The sequence below is a fragment of the Micromonospora sp. PTRAS2 genome (assembly GCF_054052245.1).
Genome location: NZ_JBSWBU010000003.1, coordinates 234,323 through 252,862, shown reverse-complemented (window position 1 = coordinate 252,862; position 18,540 = coordinate 234,323). Strand labels below are relative to the sequence as shown.

Annotated in this window: 17 protein-coding genes and 1 pseudogene; 12 read left to right on the top strand and 6 right to left on the bottom strand. The window is 74.6% G+C overall.

Annotated elements, in window-relative coordinates:
* Positions 1-9: 9 nt before the first annotated feature.
* The 3 genes from ACVMYR_RS11945 (at position 10) to ACVMYR_RS11935 (ending at position 3,226) form a co-directional block, all read left to right on the top strand.
* The gene (locus ACVMYR_RS11945; RefSeq protein WP_077938378.1) at positions 10-687 is read left to right on the top strand and encodes a DUF4956 domain-containing protein; all 678 of its coding nucleotides are present in this window, start codon (positions 10-12) and stop codon (positions 685-687) included.
* Complete coding sequence (locus ACVMYR_RS11940) at positions 687-2,429, top strand: CotH kinase family protein (protein WP_457121835.1); 1,743 nt, start codon at positions 687-689, stop codon at positions 2,427-2,429. The genes ACVMYR_RS11945 and ACVMYR_RS11940 overlap by 1 nt, the downstream gene beginning before the upstream one ends.
* Positions 2,430-2,578: 149 nt before the next feature.
* Positions 2,579-3,226 (top strand): hypothetical protein, encoded by a 648-nt coding sequence (locus ACVMYR_RS11935; protein ID WP_457121834.1) that lies wholly within the window; start codon positions 2,579-2,581, stop codon positions 3,224-3,226.
* Positions 3,227-3,313: 87 nt separating this feature from the next.
* Here the strand turns inward: ACVMYR_RS11935 and valS are convergent, their stop codons facing one another.
* The 5 genes from valS to ACVMYR_RS11910 all read right to left on the bottom strand — a co-directional run bounded on the left by valS (position 3,314) and on the right by ACVMYR_RS11910 (position 11,715).
* Positions 3,314-5,878, bottom strand: a complete 2,565-nt coding sequence (gene valS / locus ACVMYR_RS11930; protein WP_457121833.1) for a valine--tRNA ligase — start codon at positions 5,876-5,878, stop codon at positions 3,314-3,316.
* A gap of 56 nt (positions 5,879-5,934) precedes the next feature.
* Positions 5,935-7,773: an ABC transporter ATP-binding protein gene (locus ACVMYR_RS11925; protein ID WP_457122044.1), complete on the bottom strand. Its 1,839-nt coding sequence runs from the start codon at positions 7,771-7,773 to the stop codon at positions 5,935-5,937.
* Between the two features lie 86 nt (positions 7,774-7,859).
* Positions 7,860-9,710 carry an ABC transporter ATP-binding protein gene (locus ACVMYR_RS11920; protein WP_457121832.1) on the bottom strand — a complete coding sequence of 617 codons (1,851 nt, stop codon included), beginning with the start codon at positions 9,708-9,710 and terminating at the stop codon, positions 7,860-7,862.
* Between the two features lie 17 nt (positions 9,711-9,727).
* Positions 9,728-10,294, bottom strand: a complete 567-nt coding sequence (locus tag ACVMYR_RS11915; protein ID WP_457121831.1) for a methylated-DNA--[protein]-cysteine S-methyltransferase — start codon at positions 10,292-10,294, stop codon at positions 9,728-9,730.
* Complete coding sequence (locus ACVMYR_RS11910; RefSeq protein WP_457121830.1) at positions 10,291-11,715, bottom strand: AlkA N-terminal domain-containing protein; 1,425 nt, start codon at positions 11,713-11,715, stop codon at positions 10,291-10,293. Before ACVMYR_RS11910 ends, ACVMYR_RS11915 begins: the two co-directional genes overlap by 4 nt.
* A gap of 254 nt (positions 11,716-11,969) precedes the next feature.
* Between ACVMYR_RS11910 and ACVMYR_RS11905 the strand changes: the two genes are divergently transcribed.
* A complete protein-coding gene (locus ACVMYR_RS11905; RefSeq protein WP_228986542.1) occupies positions 11,970-12,428 on the top strand; it encodes a hypothetical protein in 459 nt (152 codons plus the stop codon).
* 215 nt (positions 12,429-12,643) lie between these two features.
* Here the strand turns inward: ACVMYR_RS11905 and ACVMYR_RS11900 are convergent.
* Positions 12,644-13,414, bottom strand: a pseudogene (locus tag ACVMYR_RS11900) (EamA family transporter); the annotation flags it as partial.
* 92 nt (positions 13,415-13,506) lie between these two features.
* On the opposite strand from ACVMYR_RS11900, the gene ACVMYR_RS11895 reads away from it, so the two are divergent.
* The 8 genes from ACVMYR_RS11895 to ACVMYR_RS11860 all read left to right on the top strand — a co-directional run bounded on the left by ACVMYR_RS11895 (position 13,507) and on the right by ACVMYR_RS11860 (position 18,540).
* Positions 13,507-14,046 (top strand): MarR family winged helix-turn-helix transcriptional regulator, encoded by a 540-nt coding sequence (locus ACVMYR_RS11895; protein WP_228986543.1) that lies wholly within the window; start codon positions 13,507-13,509, stop codon positions 14,044-14,046.
* Between the two features lie 150 nt (positions 14,047-14,196).
* Positions 14,197-14,961, top strand: coding sequence for a Type 1 glutamine amidotransferase-like domain-containing protein (locus tag ACVMYR_RS11890; RefSeq protein ID WP_077938389.1), 765 nt, complete (start codon positions 14,197-14,199; stop codon positions 14,959-14,961).
* A 57-nt stretch (positions 14,962-15,018) separates the two neighbouring features.
* Positions 15,019-16,104 carry a redox-regulated ATPase YchF gene (gene ychF, locus ACVMYR_RS11885; protein ID WP_043965744.1) on the top strand — a complete coding sequence of 362 codons (1,086 nt, stop codon included), beginning with the start codon at positions 15,019-15,021 and terminating at the stop codon, positions 16,102-16,104.
* Between the two features lie 72 nt (positions 16,105-16,176).
* Positions 16,177-16,416, top strand: a complete 240-nt coding sequence (locus ACVMYR_RS11880) for a hypothetical protein (RefSeq protein WP_077938390.1) — start codon at positions 16,177-16,179, stop codon at positions 16,414-16,416.
* Positions 16,413-16,808 (top strand): PIN domain-containing protein, encoded by a 396-nt coding sequence (locus tag ACVMYR_RS11875; protein ID WP_457121829.1) that lies wholly within the window; start codon positions 16,413-16,415, stop codon positions 16,806-16,808. The genes ACVMYR_RS11880 and ACVMYR_RS11875 overlap by 4 nt, the downstream gene beginning before the upstream one ends.
* A gap of 150 nt (positions 16,809-16,958) precedes the next feature.
* A complete protein-coding gene (locus ACVMYR_RS11870; protein ID WP_091277208.1) occupies positions 16,959-17,486 on the top strand; it encodes a dihydrofolate reductase family protein in 528 nt (175 codons plus the stop codon).
* A gap of 53 nt (positions 17,487-17,539) precedes the next feature.
* Positions 17,540-18,166, top strand: coding sequence for a histidine phosphatase family protein (locus ACVMYR_RS11865; RefSeq protein ID WP_043965748.1), 627 nt, complete (start codon positions 17,540-17,542; stop codon positions 18,164-18,166).
* A gap of 38 nt (positions 18,167-18,204) precedes the next feature.
* Entirely contained in the window at positions 18,205-18,540 is a 336-nt protein-coding gene (locus tag ACVMYR_RS11860; RefSeq protein WP_457121828.1) for a glyoxalase superfamily protein, read from the top strand.

Genomic DNA, 18,540 nt, shown 5'->3' with positions numbered 1-18,540 from the left:
CGAACCCTGATGGACATCACGTTCCAGGACCTGTCCGGCACGTTCAGCGTGGGCGACATCGCCATCGCGCTGTCGCTGTCGTTCCTGCTCAGCGCCATGATCGGCTGGGTCTACCGGGCCACCCACCGCAACGTGTCCTACAGCCAGTCGTACGTGCAGACGCTGATCATCCTCGGCATGCTGATCTCGCTGATCATGCTGGTGGTGGGCTCCAACATCGCGCGGGCGTTCGCCCTGGTCGGGGCGCTGTCGGTCGTACGGTTCCGCAACGCCATCAAGGAGACCCGCGACGTCGGGTTCATCTTCCTGGTGATGGGCGTCGGGATGGCCTGCGGCACCCGCTTCTACACCCTGGCGGTCGTCGCCGCCGTCGCGATCAGCCTGATCATCGTGGTGATGTACCGGTTCAACTGGTTCGCGCTGAACGTGCAGCGGCAGGTGGTCAAGGTCCAGGTGCCGGCCGGCGGCAACCACACCGCCGACATCCAGGACGTGCTGGTCCGCTACACCACCGAGTTCGAGCTGGTCAGCCTGGAGTCGATCCGGGCCGGCGCGCTCACCGAGCTGATGTTCACCGTCCGGCTCAAGAAGGGCACCGAGCCGGGCGACCTGATTTCGGCGCTCAGCGAGCGGACCTCCGGCCAGCGGGTGACGGTGCTCACCGGCTACGACCAGACGGACCTGTGATGGCCGAGCCGCCCCGGGCCCGGTCCCCGCTGCCCCGGGCGCTGCGCCGCCGGCTGCCCGCCCGGGTCCGCCAGAACTGGAAGCTGCTCACCACCTGCGCGGCGTTCCTCGCCGTCCTCACCCTGGTGCTCGGCACCGAGCGGATCCGACCGTACGTGACCAGCGCCGGCGACACCTCGGCGGACACGGTGACGGTGGACATCGCCGGCACGACCGACCTGTTCGACGCCGGCGTCGCGCACTCGATCTCGCTGACCTTCGCCGACGCCGACTACCAGCGGATGCTGGAGACCTACTGGAAGGAGGGGGAGAAGGAGTACGTCGAGGCGGACCTGACCGTCGACGGCACCACCCTGCCCAGCGTCGGCATCCGGCTCAAGGGCAACTCGACCCTGCAGAGCCTCACCTGGAAGGGCGAGTCCAGGCCGCGCGGCACCGGCGCCGGCCCGGCCGGCGGGATGCCCAACGGCGGCGGGCGCCCCGCCGACGCCGGCCAGCGGCAGGGCGGTCAGCAGGGCGGCCAGACGGGTCAGCAGGGCGACCAACAGACGGGCCAGCAGGGCGGCCAGACCGGCCAGCAAACGGGCCAGCGGCAGGCCGGTGGCGGGTTCCCCGGCGGCGGGATGACCCGCACCAGCCTGAAGGCCGAGGAGCCCGAGACGCTGCCCTGGCTGATCAGCTTCGACGAGTTCGTCGACGGCCGCCGCTACCAGGGACACCGCGAGGTGGCCGTCCGGGTGGCCGGCATGGGCGGTGGCTCCACGGTGCTCAACGAGGCGCTGTCGCTGTCCCTGCTCGACAGCACCGGCGAGGCCGCCCAGCGGTACGCGTACTCGTCGTTCACGGTCAACGACCGGCCCACCACGGCCCGGCTCCTGGTCGAGCACCCGGACGAGAACTTCGCCGACCAGATGGGCGGCACCGGCGTGCTCTACAAGTCCCTGGCCAGCAGCAGCTTCACCGACCAGGGCGACGACCAGACCGACTACACCGACGACTTCAAGCAGATCACGATGAAGGGCAGCCAGGATCTCCAGCCGGTGATCAACCTGATCAGGTGGGTGAACTCGGCCAGCGACGAGGAGTTCGACGCGCAGCTCGCCGACCGGGTCGACGTGGAATCGTTCGCCCGCTACGTCGCGCTGCAGAACCTGCTGCTCAACTTCGACGACATGTCCGGGCCGGGGAAGAACTACTACCTCTGGTACGACCTGGAGACGAAGAAGTTCAGCGTGATCAGTTGGGACCACAACCTGACCTTCAGCGGCAACGCCTCCCAGGGCCCGCACGACAGCGGCGGCTTCGGCATGCGGGGCGGCGCGCAGGCCCCGGGCGGGACGCAGCCCCAGGACGGCGCACAGCTCCCCGAGGGCATGCAGCTCCCCGAGGGCGCGCAACTGCCGGAGGGCAGGCAGGCGCCGGGCGGCGGGGCCACGGAACAGGAGGGCGGCGAGGCCGGTCCGGTGCGCATGGGCGGCATGATGACCGGCCACAAGCTCAAGGAGCGGTTCCTGGCCAGCGACGCGTTCAAGGAGGTCTACGAGGACGCGTACCGCGAGCTGTACCAGCAGGTCTACGCCAGCGGCCGGGCGACCGGGGCGCTCGAGGCGATCACCGGCGTGCTGAAGACCGTCGACGGGGTCGACGCGGCGGCGGTGGACTCCGACGCCGAGCGGCTGCGCACCCTCGTCCAGCAGCGCACCGAGAGCCTCAAGAACAACGAGGTGATCACCCGGAGCTGAGCCCGGGGGAGCCGGGAGAGCGGGGAGCCGGAGGATCGGGGGAGCCGGCACGGCGGGCCCGTCGCGCCGGCTCCCCACCCGGCCGCCGGAACGGAGAAGGTAGGGCCTGCCGGATGGCTCCCGCCGGCGCCGCCCGGCAGGCTGGGAGCATGGTGGCCGACACGGGCCGGGCAGCGCCCCGGCGGACGTACCCGAAGCACACCCGGCACTGGGTGACCAGCCTGGCGGCCGCCGGCGTGGCCGTGGCGGCGACCACCTCGGTCGCCCAGACGGCCGGCCGGTTTCACTGGTGGGCGGGCTTCGTGCTGATCCCCGGCGCGCTGATCGGCGCGGCCGGCGGGGCGCTGCTGGCGCGCGGCGGCGGCCGGGCCTTCGCCGGGTACGTCGTCGGCTGCGTCGGCCTGCTGGTCTTCGCGGTCGGGGCGCTGCTGATGACCGGCACGATGGGCGGGGGCTGGCCCGTCCTGGTCATGCTGCCCTGCCTCGTGGTCGCCGGCACCTATTTGTGGCGGCCCGCCGACCCGCTGGCGCGCGGGCTGCACCGCACGGTCGCCCTGCTCGCCGTGGCCGGCGCGGGGGTCGGCGTGGCCCTGATGCTGATCCGGCACCGCCTGGTCGACCCGGGGGAGACCCACTGGTGGGGCGGTTTCGTGCTGGCCGCCGGCCTGCTCGTCGGCGGGAACGCCGTCGAGGTGGCCCGGCACCGGATGCCGTACCGGCTCCAGGCGGTCACCCTGCTGCTCGGGCCGGCCGTGGTCGCCGCCCTGCTCGGCGTGCGCATGCTGCGCGGCTGGTGACCCGCCCGTCGCCCCACCGCCGGTGTTAAGAGGGGGCCCCTGCTATGCAGAATGCGTTAACAAGGGGCCCCTCCTTACCTGCCCCCCTTACACGGCGCAGGCGATCACCAGTTCCGGGGTGCGGCCGGGCAGCAGGTCCAGCCGGCCGATCCGCCCCGCCGCCCGCACGTCGTCGGCGACCAGCGTCAGCCGGTCGAGCAGGTCGGCCGGGCCGAGCGCCTCGGCCAGCGGCACCTCCGCCTTCATCGACAGCTTCCGCTCCGACTTTGCGCGACGCACCTGCCCCAGCGCGTCGGACGCCAGCCGCAGCAGCCCCGCGTCGGCCCCGCCCCCGATCGCCCGGTCCACCTCGTACGTGGTGGGCCACGGCGCGCGGTGCACCGAACCGTAGCGCCACCACGACCACACCTCCTCGGTGACGAACGGCAGCACCGGGGCGAACAGCCGCAGCTGCACCGACAGGGCGGTGGCCAGCGCCGCCCGCGCCGAGTCGGCCCCCGGCCCGGTGCCGTAGGCGCGTTCCTTCACCAGCTCGATGTAGTCGTCGCAGAACCGCCAGAAGAACGACTCGGTCGCCTGCAGGGCGGCCGTGTGGTCGTACGCGTCGAAGGCCGACGTGGCGGCGGCGACCACGCCGGACAGCTCGGCGAGCATCGCGGTGTCCAGCGGCTGCGTCGCCGGGGCGCGCAGGGCGTCCGCCGCGCCCAGCCCCAGGGCGAACCGCGACGCGTTGAGCAGCTTGGTGGCCAGCCGCCGGCCCACCCGGATCTGCGCCGGGTCGAACGCCAGGTCCATCCCCGGCCGGCCGCTGGCCGCCCAGTAGCGGACCGCGTCGGAGCCGTACTGCTCCAGCAGCGCCATCGGGGTGACCACGTTCCCCTTGGACTTGGCCATCTTCTTGCGGTCCGGGTCGAGGATCCAGCCGGACAGCACCGCGTCCCGCCAGGGCAGCACCCCGTGTTCGAGATGGGCGCGGGCCACCGTGGCGAACAGCCAGGTGCGGATGATCTCCTGCCCCTGCGGGCGCAGGTCCATCGGGAAGACCCGCCCGAACAGGTCCGGGTCGGTCTCCCAGCCGCCCACGATCTGCGGGGTCAGCGACGACGTGGCCCAGGTGTCCAGCACGTCCGGGTCGCCGACGAAGCCGCCCGGCAGTCCGCGCAGCGACTCGTCGTGGCCGGGCGGCGGCTCGCCGGACGGGTCGACCGGCAGCGCCGACTCGTCCGGTGTGAGAGGGTGGGCGAAGTCCGGCTCGCCAGTGTCGTCGAGCCGGTACCAGACCGGCACCGGCACCCCGAAGAAGCGCTGCCGGCTGACCAGCCAGTCACCGGTCAGCCCGCCCACCCAGTGCTCGTAGCGGCTGCGCATGTGCCCCGGCACCCAGCGCAGCTCCCCGCCCCGGGCCAGCAGCTCCGCGCGCAGGCCGGCGTCGCGGCCCCCGTTGCGCAGATACCACTGCCGGGTCGAGACGATCTCCAGCGGCCGGTCGCCCTTCTCGTAGAACTTCACCGGGTGCACCACCGGGCGCGGCTCGCCCACCAGGTCGCCCGCGTCGGCGAGCAGCCCCACCACGGCCCGCCGGGCCCCGGCCACGGTCTGCCCGGCCAGCGCCGCGTACGGCCCCGCCGGCACCCCGGCCGGCGGCTCCGGCAGCAGCCGGCCGTCGCGGCCGATCACCACCCGCGTGTCGAGCTGAAGCTCCCGCCACCAGGTCACGTCGGTCAGGTCGCCGAACGTGCACACCATCGCGACGCCCGTGCCCTTGGCCGGGTCCGCCAGCGGGTGCGCGCGCACCGGCACCGCCACCCCGAACACGGGGGTACGCACGACCGCGCCCACCAGGTCGGCGTAGCGCTCGTCGTCGGGGTGGCAGACCAGCGCCACGCACGCCGGCAGCAGCTCCGGCCGGGTCGTGTCGATCAGCACCTCCCGCCCGCCGGGCCCGGCGAACCGCAGCCGGTGGTACGCCCCCGGCCGTTCCCGGTCCTCCAGCTCCGCCTGCGCCACGGCGGTGGCGAAGCCGACGTCCCACAGCGTCGGGGCCTCCGCCTGGTACGCCTCGCCCCGGGCCAGGTTGCGCAGGAACGCCCGCTGCGACGCGACCCGGGCCGCCCGCCCGATCGTCGTGTACGTCAGCGACCAGTCCACGCTCAGCCCGAGCCGCCGCCACAGCGCCTCGAACGCCTGCTCGTCGACGACGGTCAGCGTCCCGCACAGCTCCACGAAGTTGCGCCGGGAGATCGGGGTCGGGTTCTTCCGGGCGGCGTCGTCCACGGGCGCGGCGGGCGGCCGCCACTGCGGGTCGTACGGCAGCGTCGGGTCGCAGCGCACCCCGTAGACGTTCTGCACCCGGCGCTCGGTGGGCAGGCCGTTGTCGTCCCAGCCCATCGGGTAGAAGACCGTCCGGCCGCGCATCCGCTGGAACCGGGCCACCGTGTCGGTGTGCGTGTAGGAGAAGACGTGCCCCATGTGCAGCTCGCCCGATACGGTCGGCGGCGGGGTGTCGATGGAGTACACGTCGGCCCGCGTCTTCGTGCGGTCGAACGCGTACGTGCCGTCGTCCTGCCAGCGGCGCGCCCAGGTGTCCTCGATCCCGTCGAGCGTGGGACGCTCGGGGACACCGGCGCGGGCCGACCTGCCCGGTTCAGTCATCGGTCGATGGTAGGCACCGTGGACCGCACCGACCACGGCTTATCGCCGGCCCTGGGTCAGACCAGGGAGTCGCGCCACTGGCGGCGCAGCGCCGCGTACCGGCCGCCGGTGGCGGTGAGCCGCTCGGGCGGGCCGTCCTCCACGACCCGGCCCCCGTCGAGGACGAGCACCCGGTCGGCCGTCTCGACGGTGGAGAGCCGGTGCGCGATCACCAGCGCCGTGCGGTCCCGCAGCACGGTGGCGAGCGCCCGCTGCACCAGCCGTTCCGTGGGCACGTCGAGCGACGACGTCGCCTCGTCGAGGATCAGCACGCGGGGGTCGGCGAGGAACGCGCGGGCGAACGCCACGAGCTGCCGCTGCCCGGCGGAGAGCCGGCCGCCCCGGCGGCGCACCTCGGTGGCGTACCCGTCGGGGAGGGCGGCGATGAAGTCGTGCGCGCCGATGGCGCGGGCCGCCGCCTGCACCGCCGCGTCGTCCGCGCCCGGCCGGCCGAACCGGATGTTCTCCGCCACCGAGCCGCTGAACAGGTGGTTTTCCTGGGTCACCAGCACCACCGCCCGGCGCAGCTCGGCGTCGGCCAGGTCCCGCAGGTCGACCCCGTCCAGGGCGACCGTGCCGGCGTCCGGGTCGTGGAACCGGGCCAGCAGCTTGGCGATGGTGGACTTGCCCGCCCCGGTGGCCCCGACCAGCGCGACGGTCTGCCCGGCCGGCACGGTCAGGTCCAGGCCAGACAGGATGGGGGCGCCGGCCCGGTAGCCGAAGGAGACCGACCGGAACTCCACCGCGCCGCGCGCGTCGCCGCCGGGCAGCGGTGCCGGGCGCGCCGGCTCGGCGACCCCCGGCCGTTCGTCGAGCACCCCGGCGAGCTTCTCCAGCGCCGCCGTCGCCGACTGGAGCGAGTTGTAGAACTGGCTCAGCTCCTGCATCGGCTCGAAGAAGCGGCGCAGGTAGAGCAGGAAGGCGGCGAGCACCCCCACCTCCATCGCGCCGCCGAGCACCCGGGCCCCGCCGTAGCCGAGCACCACCGCCACGGTCACGTTCCCGATCACCTTGATCCCCGGGGAGTACGTGGCGATCAGCCGGAACGCGCGCAGGCTGGCCTGCCGGTAGTCGTCGTTGACGGCCGCGAAGATCCGCTGGTTGCGCGGCTCCCGCCGGTACGCCTGCACCGCCCGGATGCCGCGCAGCGACTCGACGAAGTGGACGATGACCAGCGACACGGCCTCCCTGGTCCGCCGGTACGCGCCGGCCGAGGCGCGGGCGAACCAGCGGGACAGCAGGAACAGGAACGGGAACGCCAGCAGCGTCACCGCCGCCAGCGGCAGGTCCAGCCAGAGCAGGATGCCGGCCACCGACAGGATCGACAGCCCGGCGAGGACCAGGCTGTCGACGCCCCCGTCGAGCAGCTCGGCGATGGAGTCCAGGTCGCTGGTGAGCCGGGAGATCATCCGGCCGGACGTGTAGCGCTCGTGGAAGCCGACGGACAGCCGCAGGAAGTGGCCGTACACCCGCTGGCGCAGCTCCAGCAGCACGGCCTGGCCGATCCGGGCGGAGAGGGTGAGGAAGCCGCGCCGGGCCGCGTACTCGACGACCGTGGCGGCGGCGAACGCGCCGGCGATCGCGGCCAGGGGCCCGCTGTCCCCGGCCCGCAGCGGCCCGATGGCCCGGTCGATGCCGAGCATCACCAGGTACGGCCCGGACATGGCGGCGGCGTTCTGGGCCAGCAGCAGCCCCACGGCCAGCCCCAGCCGCCCCCGGTGCGGGCGCAGCAGGTCGCGCAGCAGCGCCCGGCTGCGCACCCGCAGCCGCGCGATGGCCTCGGGGGTGGCCTCCTCGGCCCGGCTCCGGTCGGCCTCCGGGTCGGTGGCCCGCCCCCGCCACCGCTGGAGGTCCAGGTGCTCCGCCGCCTCGTGCCGCTCGGCGTCGTCGGCGGTGCCCCCGGCGGCGTCGGCGGCATTGGCGTCGGCGTCGGCGGTCGTGGTCACGAGCGCACCAGCCCACGGCCGTCCGGCCCGGCCAGCGCCGCTCCCGCCCGCGGCCCCGCGTCTGCCGGTAGGGCCGGGTCGGCGGAGAGCACCGCCCGGTACGCCGGCACCGTGGCCAGCAGCCGCGAGTGGGTGCCGACCGCCGTGATCCGCCCCCGTTCCAGCAGCGCCACCCGGTCGGCCAGCGCGACCGTCGACGGCCGGTGCACCACGAGCAGGGCGGTGGTGTCCCGCAGCACCCGCCGCAGCGCCGCCTCGACCAGCGCCTCGGTGTGCACGTCGAGGGCGGACAGCGGGTCGTCCAGCACCAGCAGCGCCGGCCGGCCGAGGACGGCCCGGGCCAGCGCCAGCCGCTGCCGCTGCCCGCCGGAGAGGGTGAGCCCCTGCTCGCCGACCCGGGTGGCCAGCCCCCACGGCAGCTCGTACGCGAAGTCCGCCTGGGCCAGCGCCAGCGCCGCGCGGACCTCGTCGGCGTCGGCGTCGGGGCGGCCCAGGGTGAGGTTCTCCCAGACCGACATGGAGAACAGCGTCGGCTCCTCGAAGGCCACCCCGACCAGCCGGCGCAGCGAGGCCAGCCGCAGGTCCCGCACGTCGTGGCCGTCGAGGGTGATCCGGCCGGCGGACACGTCGTGCAGCCGGGGCACCAGCGAGAGCAGGGTGCTCTTGCCGACCCCGGTGGCACCCACCAGGGCCAGCGTCTCGCCCGGCTCCACGGTCAGGTCGATGCCGCGCAGCACCGGCGCGGGCGTGCCGGGGTAGCGGAACGACACGCCCTCGAACGCCAGCCGGCCCCGGACGCCCGCCCGGGCCAGGCCGACGGCGTGCGGGGCGTCCACGATCGCCGGCTCGGTGTCCAGCACCTCCTGGATGCGGTCGGCGGCCGTCGCGGCCTCCTGACCGTTGGCGATGATCCAGCCCAGCGACTGCACCGGCCAGATCAGCATCAGCTGCAGGCTGACGAACGCGACCAGCTCGCCGATGGTCAGCGCGCCCCGGGCGGCGGCGACCGCCCCGGCGACCAGCACCACGCCGAGGGTCAGGTTGGGCACCAGGTCGAACAGCGCGGAGGTGCGGGCCAGCAGCCGGCTCTTGGCCACGCCGGTGTCGTGCAGCGCCCGCGCGCCGTCGGCGAACCGGGCGGCCAGTTCCGGCCCCCGGCCGTACGCCTTCATCGTGCGCAGGCCCTGCGCGGTCTCCTCGACGAGGGTGGCCACGTCGCCCTGCTGGTCCTGCATCCGCCGCGACGCCGCGTGGTAATACCGGCCGAACCGGCGGCTGATCAGGAACAGCGGCACGGCGCTGGCCGCCACCAGCAGCCCCAGCATCGGGTGCAGCCGGACCAGCAGCACCACCACGGCGACGTACGTGACCAGGTTGAGCACCAGGAACAGCAGCCCGAAGGAGAGGAACCGGCGGATCACCGACAGGTCGCTGGTGACCCGCGACAGCAGTTGCCCGGTCTGCCACCGGTCGTGGAAGCCGGCCGGCAGCCGTTGCAGGTGGGCGTAGATGTCGGCCCGGATCGTCGCCTCCATGCCCACCGAGGACGAGGTCTGGGCCCACCGGCGGATGAAGATCAGCAGGGCCTCGGCCAGGCCGAGGAGCAGGGCCAGCCCGCCGAGCCGGACCAGGCCGCCCGGGTCGTGCCGGGCGACCGGACCGTCGACCACCCGCTGCACCACCAGCGGCACGGCCAGGCTCGCCCCGGTGGCCGCCAGCGCCGCCACGAGCAGCCAGCAGAACGCGACGGCGTGCGGGCGGAGGTAGTGGCGCAGCCGCCACAGGTTGCGCAGCGGGCGAGCGGCGTCGACACGGTGGGTCGGGACGCCGTCGCTCTCCGCAGGCACCAACCGACGGTAACGCCTCAGTGGATGATTGATGCTGTCAACTTTCGGCAGTTCTCTTTGTCCGCAACGGTTTCCGCCGCCGGCCGGGCCTCGTGGGCGAGCAGCCAGCGCTTCACGTCCAGCCCCCAGCGGTAGCCGCCGAGGCCCCCGTCGGTGCGCAGCACCCGGTGGCACGGGACGAACAGGGCGGCGGCGTTGCGGGCGCAGGCCGCCGCCGCGGCGCGCACCGCCGCCGGCCGCCCGGCCAGCCCGGCGTACGCCGTGTAGGTGACGGGGCGGCCGGGCCCGACCTCGCGCAGCACCCGCCACGCGTGCGCCTGGAACGCCCCGCCGGTGTGCTGTTGCACGGGCACCGCGTCGATGGCGGTCAGCTCGCCGTCGAGGTACGCGGCGACGGCGGCGGTCACCGGCCCGAGGTCGGCGCGCCGCCGCACCGGGCCGCGCAACCCGGGGTGCACGAGCGGCAGCAGCGACTCCGGCTCGGCGGTGAAGCCGGCCGCCCGGACCGCCCCGTCGGGGCCCGTCACGATGCTCAGCGGGCCGGCGGGGGTGCCGACGACCGCGCCGTCGAGGGTGGTGGTCATGCTGCTCTCCAGAGTCGGATCACCGCGTACGAGCGCCAGGGGCGCCAGCGCCCGGCGTACGCGTCGAGGGTCGATGGGTCGTGGGGCAGGCCGAGCGCGGCGGCACCGCGCCGGACGGCCAGGTCGGTGGTGAGGCCGACGTCCGGGTCGCCGAGGGCGCGCATGGCCACGTAACCGGCCGTCCAGGCGCCGATCCCGGGGAGCGCCAGGAGCCGCCGCGCGGCCTCCTCCCGGTCCCCGCCCGGGTCGAGGTCGAGCGAGCCGTCGGCGACGGCCCGCGCGGCGGCCCGGATCGTCTCCCGCCGCGCCGCCGGCATCCGGAACGCCTCGTCCGGCAGCGCCAGCAGCTCCTCCGCGCCGGGAAAGCCCCGCAGCCCGCCGTCGGTGGCTGCGGCGGGCAGCAGCCGGGTGAGGGTGGTGCGGGCCGAGGCCAGGGAGACCTGCTGGGTGGCGACGGCGCGGACGAGCATCTCCAGGCCGTCGACGGCCCGGGGCAGGCGTACGCCCGGTTCCGCCGCCACCGCCGCGGCCAGCGCGGGATCGGCGGCGAGGGTGCCGTCGACGGCCGCCGGGTCGGCGTCGAGGTCGAACAGCCGGCGGCAGCGGGCCACCGCCGGGGCCAGGTCGCGCAGGTCGGTCAGCCGCAGCGTCGCCGAGACGTGCCCGTCCGCCGGGGTCAGCGCCACCTCCGCCGCGCCGTGCGGCAGCCGCAACCCCCGGTGGTACGTCCCGTCGCGCACCTCCTCCACGCCGGGCAGCGCCCGCAGCGCCAGGAAGTCCAGCAGCGCCGCCGCGTGCAGCGGCGGCCGGTACGCCAGCCGCAGCGTGATCGTGCCCGCCCCGCCCGGCGTCGGCCGGCCGCCCCGGGCGACCCGTAGCTGCGACGGCGCGGCGGCGTAGACCTCCCGCACCGTGTCGTTGAACTGCCGGACGCTGCCGAACCCGGCCGCGAACGCGATCTCGGCCATGCCCAGGCCCGTGGTCTCGATGAGGATGCGGGCGGTCTGGGCGCGCTGGGCCCGGGCGAGCGCCAGGGGCCCGGCCCCCAGCTCGGCGCGGAGCATCCGGTGCAGGTGCCGCTCGGTGTAGCCGAGCCGGGTGGCCAGCCCGGGCACCCCGTCCCGGTCGACCACCCCGTCGGCGATGAGCCGCATGGCCCGGCCCACCACGTCCGCCCGGACGTCCCACTCGGGGGAGCCCGGGGCGGCGTCGGGGCGGCACCGGCGGCAGGCCCGCAACCCGGCCGACTGGGCGGCGGCGGCCGACGGGAAGAACCGGACGTTGCGCCGCTTCGGCGTCGTCGCCGGGCAGGACGGCCGGCAGTAGATCCCGGTCGACGTCACGCCCGTGTAGAACCAGCCGTCGAACCGCTGGTCGCGGCTGTCGACGGCCCGGTAGCAGCGCTCGAACTCCAACTCCACGCCACCGATACTGCCCCGCCCTCCCCGCGCCCGGCTCGCGGAAATCGGACCTGGTTGCAAGGAGGGGCCCCTTGTTAACGCCTTCTGTAGAGGAAGGGCCCCCTGTTAACAACGGTGCTCCAGGTCAGCCCGGCCGCGTGCGCCCGGGCGGGCGGATCCGGGCGGGAAAGTGTCGGTCGTGGCCGGTACCGTCCCGCCACCAACTCAAGAAGGGGTGCGGCGATGGCGAGCGTGGCCGGGCGAGGGGTGCGCTGATGCGGTCGGGGCGGGCGCGGCTCGACCGCACGGTGGTCCAGGGCTTCTACGACCGGATGCGGGCGGTCGCCCCGGCGGCGTACGGGGCGATCGAGCGGGACCGGGCGGGTGACCCGGGGCGGGCGTTCCCGGACACGGCCTGCGGCCGGCTCGTCGCCTCGCTCGACGCCGCCGGCCTGCGCGCGCTCGGCATGTGGGCGCACCACTGGTGCATGCGCTTCTACGACGACGACACCCGGGTGGGGCTGCGCCTGGTGCGGGAGATCGCCGGTCGCACCGGGCTGGGCTGGACGGTCGACGAGGTGCGCTGGATGCTCGGGGAGTCGGAGGCGGCCGGCCCGTCCGCCGCGCACCGGTTCACGCTGCCGGGCGCGGCGGCCGGGGAGCTGCCGCCGACGGTCCGCCGGGAGTTCGCCACCGACGTGTTCTCCGGTGCCGGCAGCCGCGAGTTCGGATAGCCGGCGGCCGGCGGCGCGCCGGCGGACGGCGTCGTCCCGGGGCCCGGGTGGCCGGCGGGCGGCGACGTGTCTGCGGAGAGCGTCGTCGGGGGACGCCGGCGGCCGGCGGCGCGTCGTCCGGGCCGGGCGCCCGGCAGTGCCGGGAGCTGACCGACGACGGTCGCGGCGATCGCCAGGGCGAAGCCCGCGAGCTGCGTCGCGCTCAACGCCTGGCCCAGCACCAGCCAGCCGAGCGCGGCGGCGGTCAGCGGGCTCAGCGCGCCGAGCACGGAGACCTGGGTCAGGGGCAGCCGCGCCGCGCCGCGGAACCACAGGGCGTACGCGGCGGCGGTGCCGACCAGCCCGAGCCAGGCGTACCCGAGCAGGGCCGGACCGTCGACGGGCGGCGGCGGTCCCTCGACCGCGACCGCGAGCGGCGCGATCAGCAGGCCCCCGGCGGTGAGCTGCCAGCTCGTCGCCGCGAGGGTGCCGACGCCGGGCGGGCGGCCCCAGCGGCGGGTCAGCACCAGCCCGGCCGCCATCGCGGCGGTGCCGATGAGCCCCGCGGCCACGCCCAGCGGGTCGGTGCCGGCGTCGGGGCGGAGCACGACCAGCGTCACGCCCAGCGGCGCGGCGATCGCGGCGAGCAGGGCCGGCGGCCGGGGGCGCTCGCCGAGGGCGCCCACGGCCAGCGCGGCGACCAGCAGCGGCTGCGCCGCGCCGAGCACGGCGGCGGTGCCGCCGGGCAGCCGGTACGCGGCGTAGAAGAGCAGCGGAAAGAACGCGCCGATGTTGAGCGCGCCGAGCGCGGCGGCCCGCCACCACCACGCGCCGTGGGGGCGGCGTCGGGTCACGGCGAGCAGCAGCAGGCCGGCCGGGAGGGCCCGCACCACCGCCGACCAGAGCGGCCGGTCGGGCGGCAGCAGCTCGGAGGTGACCAGGTAGGTGGTGCCCCAGGCGGCGGGCGCGGCGGCGGTGGCCAGCAGGTCGGCGGTGCGACGGGGCATGGGAGACCAATCATTAGTAGCTAAGTAGCTTGGATGTAAGCTAATCACCTCCGAGTCAACAGCGCCAGTGCGAGGTGGGGCACAATGCCGGGGTGACCGAGCGGGACGACGTCGACGCCATCGTCGAGCAGTGGCGGCGCGAGCGCGCCGGGATGCGGCCCGAGCCGATGGCCGTCTTCGGCCGGATCTTCCGCCTGGCCCGGCTGGTCGGCGACGAGCAGGAGCGGGCGTACGCGGCCTGGGGCATCAGCCGGGGCGAGTTCGACGTGCTGGCCGCCCTGCGCCGGGCCGGCGCCCCGTACACGCTCGCCCCCAAGGCCCTGGCCGCCGGGCTGATGCTCACCTCGGGCGGGATGACCGGCCGCCTCGACCGCCTGGAGCGCGCCGGCCTCGTCCGCCGCGCCCCCGACCCGGCCGACCGGCGGGGTCTCCAGGTGACCCTCACCGACACCGGCCGGCAGGTGGCCGAGGAGGCCGCCGACGCCGGGCTGGCCACCCAGCGGCGGCTGCTCGACGCCCTGCCGCAGCGGGACCAGGAGCGGCTCGCGGAGCTGCTGCGCGACCTGCTCGCCGCTGCCGCCCCCACAGCCGCCCCGGACGTCACCAACCGTCGCCCCCGCACCCGCCCCTGACCCCACCCGCCCCTGACCCCACCCGCCCTGACCCCACCCGCCCTGACCCCACCCGCCCTGACCCCACCCGCCCTGACCCCACCCGCCCTGAGGCCGCGCCGCGCGCCCGACGCGCGTCACGACGGCCCGCCGAGGAGAGGACCGACCGCCGTGCCCGCCAGCGAACCCACCATCGTCGCCACCAGCATGGGCTTCCTCAGCCGCCGGCGCGGGCCCTACGACCTGCGCCCCGGGCCGGTCTTCGAGCTGGCCGCCGAGCTGGCCGAGGCCGGTCCCGCACCCCGGCTGTGCTACCTCGGCCAGGCCGTCGGCGACCGGGACTCCTCGATCGCCGCCGTCCACGCGGCGTTCGCCGGCACCCGGTTCCGCGCGTCGCACCTGGCGCTGTTCCCGATGCCGAACGTCGACGACGTCCGGGCGCACCTGCTCGCCCAGGACGTGCTCTGGGTCGGCGGCGGCAGCGTCGCCAACCTGTGCGCGGTGTGGCGCGTGCACGGCCTCGACGAGATCCTGCACGAGTGCTGGCAGGCCGGGGTGGTGCTGGCCGGGGTCTCCGCCGGCTCGATCTGCTGGCACCTCGGCGGTGCCACCGACAGCTTCGGCCCCCGGCTGCGCGGCTTCACCGACGGCCTGGGCTGGCTGCCGTACGGCAACGGGGTGCACTACGACAGCGAGGAGCAGCGGCGACCCCTGATGCACGCGCTGGTCGCCGACGGCACGCTGCCGACGAGCCACTGCACCGACGACGGCGTCGGGCTCGTCTACCGGGGCACCCGCCTGGTCGAGGCGGTCGCCGACCGGCCGGGCGTCGCCGCGTACGAGGTCGCGCGCGCCGCCGACGGGGAGGTCCGGGAGACCCGGATCGAGCCGCGGCTGCTGCCCGACCGAGGTGAGCCGACCGGAGGCGGCCGGTGACCCGGTGAGGCGAGCTGACGGGAGGCGGCGGGGGTCGGCCGCGTAGACTGGCCGGCCGTGAGCCTCACCATCGGGATCGTCGGCCTGCCCAACGTCGGCAAGAGCACCCTGTTCAACGCGCTGACCAAGAACGACGTGCTCGCGGCGAACTACCCGTTCGCCACGATCGAGCCCAACGTCGGCGTCGTCGGGCTGCCGGACGAGCGGCTGACCAAGCTGGCCGAGATCTTCTCCTCGCAGAAGGTCCTGCCCGCGCCGGTGTCGTTCGTCGACATCGCCGGCCTGGTCCGGGGCGCGTCGAAGGGGCAGGGCCGGGGCAACGCGTTCCTGGCGAACATCCGGGACGCGTCGGCGATCTGCCAGGTGGTGCGGGCCTTCTCCGACCCCAACGTGGTGCACGTCGACGGCAAGGTCTCCCCGGCCGACGACATCGAGACGATCAACACCGAGCTGATCCTGGCCGACCTCCAGACCCTGGAGAAGGCGCTGCCCCGGCTGGAGAAGGAGGCCAAGCTCCGCAAGGACCGGGCCGCCGCCGTGACCGCCGCGAAGCAGGCCGTCGAGGTCCTTGACGGCGGCACCACCCTGTACGCCGGTGCCGCCGCCGCGAAGATCGACCTGGAGCACCTGCGCGAGCTGCACCTGCTCACCACCAAGCCGTTCCTCTACGTCTTCAACGTCGACGAGGCCGAGCTGGCCAACGCCGAGTTCCTCGACGAGCTGCGCGCCCTGGTCGCGCCGGCCGAGGCGGTCTTCATGGACGCCAAGATCGAGTCCGAGCTGGTGGACCTGCCCGAGGAGGAGGCCCGCGAGCTGCTGGAGTCCATCGGGCAGTCCGAGCCGGGGCTCGACCAGCTCGTCCGGGTCGGCTTCCGCACGCTCGGGCTCCAGACGTACCTCACGGCCGGGCCCAAGGAGGCGCGGGCCTGGACGGTGCCGGTCGGCGCGACCGCCCCGGAGGCCGCGGGGGTCATCCACTCCGACTTCCAGCGCGGCTTCATCAAGGCCGAGGTGGTCTCCTACGACGACCTGGTCGCGGCCGGTTCGATGGCGGCGGCGAAGGCGGCGGGCAAGGTCCGCATCGAGGGCAAGGAGTACGTCATGCAGGACGGCGACGTCGTGGAGTTCCGCTTCAACGTCTGAGGCCGGTCAGGTCATGCGAGCGGCTCGGATCGGTTCCGCTCAGCGGTGGTAACACCGTGGTATGGTCGGTGAATGGCGAGGACGAAGAAGGTCACCATCACGCTGCCGGCAGAGCTGCTGGAGAGCATGAAGACCCACACCGACAACGTCTCCGGCTACCTCACCGAGCTGGCCGAGCGGGCCGAGCGGCGCCGACTTCTCCGGGAGGAGTTGGACCGTTACCAAGGCGAGCTCGGGGCGTTCACTGACGAGGAGATGGCCGAGGCTCGGGCGCTGTTGCACGGGACCGAGGAGATCGGGCGTGCGGCGTGAGCCTTGAGTCGCTGGTGCTCGACTCGCAGGGCTTCTCAAGGTGGATCGACCAGGATCGAAAGGTAATGCGCCTGTTCGAGCAGGCGGAGCGTGATGGGGTCGACCTCGCCATGTCGGCGGCCACGATCATCGAGGTCTCCCACTCCGGTCTGGACATCGCGCGGCTGAACTGGTTGCTGTCCCGAATCCGAGTGGAGGCGGTGACGAAGGAGAGTGCCCGTCGCAGTGCCGGGCTGCTGAAGGCGGCAGGGCTACATGGGCACAAGTACGCCATCGACGCCATGGTCGCCGAGGTGGCGCTACGGCTACCCGCACCGGTGGCGGTCCTGACCTCCGATGTCAACGACATGGTCAAGCTGTGCGGGCGGCGGGTGCGGACCATAGCGCTGTAGGTGGGGTTCTCCGACGGTCGCGACGGTGCGTCAAGCTGTTGATCGGCGACGCAACCCGGTGAAGTGCCGCTTCAACGTCTGAGGCCGCCCGCCGACGGGTTCACCGGCCGGCGACGGTCCACCCGGCCGACCACCGACGAACGGAGCACCATGGCCAAGCTGCTGTACTCGGCGACGGCGTCGCTCGACGGCTACATCGCCGGCCCCGGCGGCGACATGTCCTGGCTGACCGAGCACCTGACCGGCGAGAACCCGACGGCGGAGCGCCTGCTGGCCCAGGTCGGCGCGATCCTCGCGGGAAACGGCACCTTCGGCGGCGGCGACCCCAACCGGGGCACCGACAAGGAGGGCGCGTTCGGCGGGCAGTACCACGGCCCGGTGTTCGTTCTCACCCACCGGCCGCCGGCCGAGCCGCACCCGGGGATCACGTTCGTCGGCGACCTGCCCGGCGCCGTCGCGCAGGCCAGGGAGGCCGCCGGCGACAGGTACGTCAACGTCCTCGGCGCGGACGTCGCCCGGCAGTGCGTCCGGGCCGGGTTGCTCGACGAGGTCCTGATCTTCTTCGCTCCGGTGCTGCTCGGCGCCGGGGTGCGCATCTTCGACGACCCGGGCGGGCCTGCCGTTCGACTGACGCCGATTCCCGGCGAGACGGCCCACTGGTACCGCGTCACGTACTGAACGTTGCCGCTGCTTGATCGACAGGGTGCCCCGGGGCAGGACATGATGTCCTGATGCGAACTCGGCTCCTCTTCGTCCGGCACGGCGAGTCGGTGCACAAGGTCGAGGATGTCGTGGGCGGCCCCGGTGGCTGCCGGGGACTGACCGACTCTGGCCATCAGCAGGCGCGCCGGCTGGCCGACCGACTGCGCGACGAACTCGCCGTCGCCGGTCCGGTGGCGGTCTACTCGTCGGTGCTGCGCCGGACGGTGGAGACCGCGTGGCCCATCGCCGAGGCGCTGGGCGTCAGCCCGGTGCCCGACTGCGGGCTCTGCGCCTGGCACACCCCGCCGTACGCCGACGGGCTGCCCACCGCCCAGTTCCAGACCGAACACGCGGTGGAGGGCGGCGGGGTGTTCCGGCCGTTCGAGGAGGGCAACGAGAGCTGGGCCGAGCTGGTCGTCCGCGTCAGCCGCGCGATCATGGACATCGCCCACCGGCACTGGGGTGGCACGGCCGTGCTGGTCGGGCACACCGAGACGGTCGAGGCGTCCTTCCACGCGCTCGCCGCGCAGCCGCTGTTCCGGGCGTTCGACATGGAGGTGGCGCCGGCCTCGATCACCGAGTGGACCACCGACGGCGATCCCACCGGCTGGCCGCCGCCCCGCTGGACCCTGCGGCGCTTCAGCGACGTCTCCTGAGCCCTGGGGGTGTCGGTCCTGACGTGCACACTGTGCGGATGACGGAACGACTGGCACCCGTGCTGCGGGTCGCGGACGCGGAGGCCACCGCCGGCTGGTATGCCCGGCTCGGCTTCCGTAAGCAGTGGGAGCACCGGTTCGCGCCGGAGCTGCCGAGATACGTGAGCATCGCGCGGGGCGGCATCGAGGTGCACCTGTCGGAGCACGCGGGGGAGGCCCGGCCGGGCACCTCGCTCTACCTGTACGTCGACGACGTCGACGCGGTCGCGGCGGCCTGCGGCGGCGTCGAGGTCGCGGAGCGGGACTGGGGCCGCGAGTTCCAGCTAACCGACCCCGACGGCAACCGCATCCGGGTCGGCACCGTCCCCGCCTGA

Excerpts from the sequence above, each read along its gene's own strand:
- ACVMYR_RS11945 (WP_077938378.1), top strand. The coding sequence starts at position 10 with ATGGACATCACGTTCCAGGACCTGTCCGGCACGTTCAGCGTGGGCGAC.
- ACVMYR_RS11940 (WP_457121835.1), top strand. The coding sequence starts at position 687 with ATGGCCGAGCCGCCCCGGGCCCGGTCCCCGCTGCCCCGGGCGCTGCGC.
- ACVMYR_RS11935 (WP_457121834.1), top strand. The coding sequence starts at position 2,579 with ATGGTGGCCGACACGGGCCGGGCAGCGCCCCGGCGGACGTACCCGAAG.
- valS (WP_457121833.1), bottom strand. The coding sequence starts at position 5,878 with ATGACTGAACCGGGCAGGTCGGCCCGCGCCGGTGTCCCCGAGCGTCCC.
- ACVMYR_RS11915 (WP_457121831.1), bottom strand. The coding sequence starts at position 10,294 with ATGACCACCACCCTCGACGGCGCGGTCGTCGGCACCCCCGCCGGCCCG.
- ACVMYR_RS11905 (WP_228986542.1), top strand. The coding sequence starts at position 11,970 with ATGCGGTCGGGGCGGGCGCGGCTCGACCGCACGGTGGTCCAGGGCTTC.
- ACVMYR_RS11880 (WP_077938390.1), top strand. The coding sequence starts at position 16,177 with ATGGCGAGGACGAAGAAGGTCACCATCACGCTGCCGGCAGAGCTGCTG.
- ACVMYR_RS11870 (WP_091277208.1), top strand. The coding sequence starts at position 16,959 with ATGGCCAAGCTGCTGTACTCGGCGACGGCGTCGCTCGACGGCTACATC.
- ACVMYR_RS11865 (WP_043965748.1), top strand. The coding sequence starts at position 17,540 with ATGCGAACTCGGCTCCTCTTCGTCCGGCACGGCGAGTCGGTGCACAAG.
- ACVMYR_RS11860 (WP_457121828.1), top strand. The coding sequence starts at position 18,205 with ATGACGGAACGACTGGCACCCGTGCTGCGGGTCGCGGACGCGGAGGCC.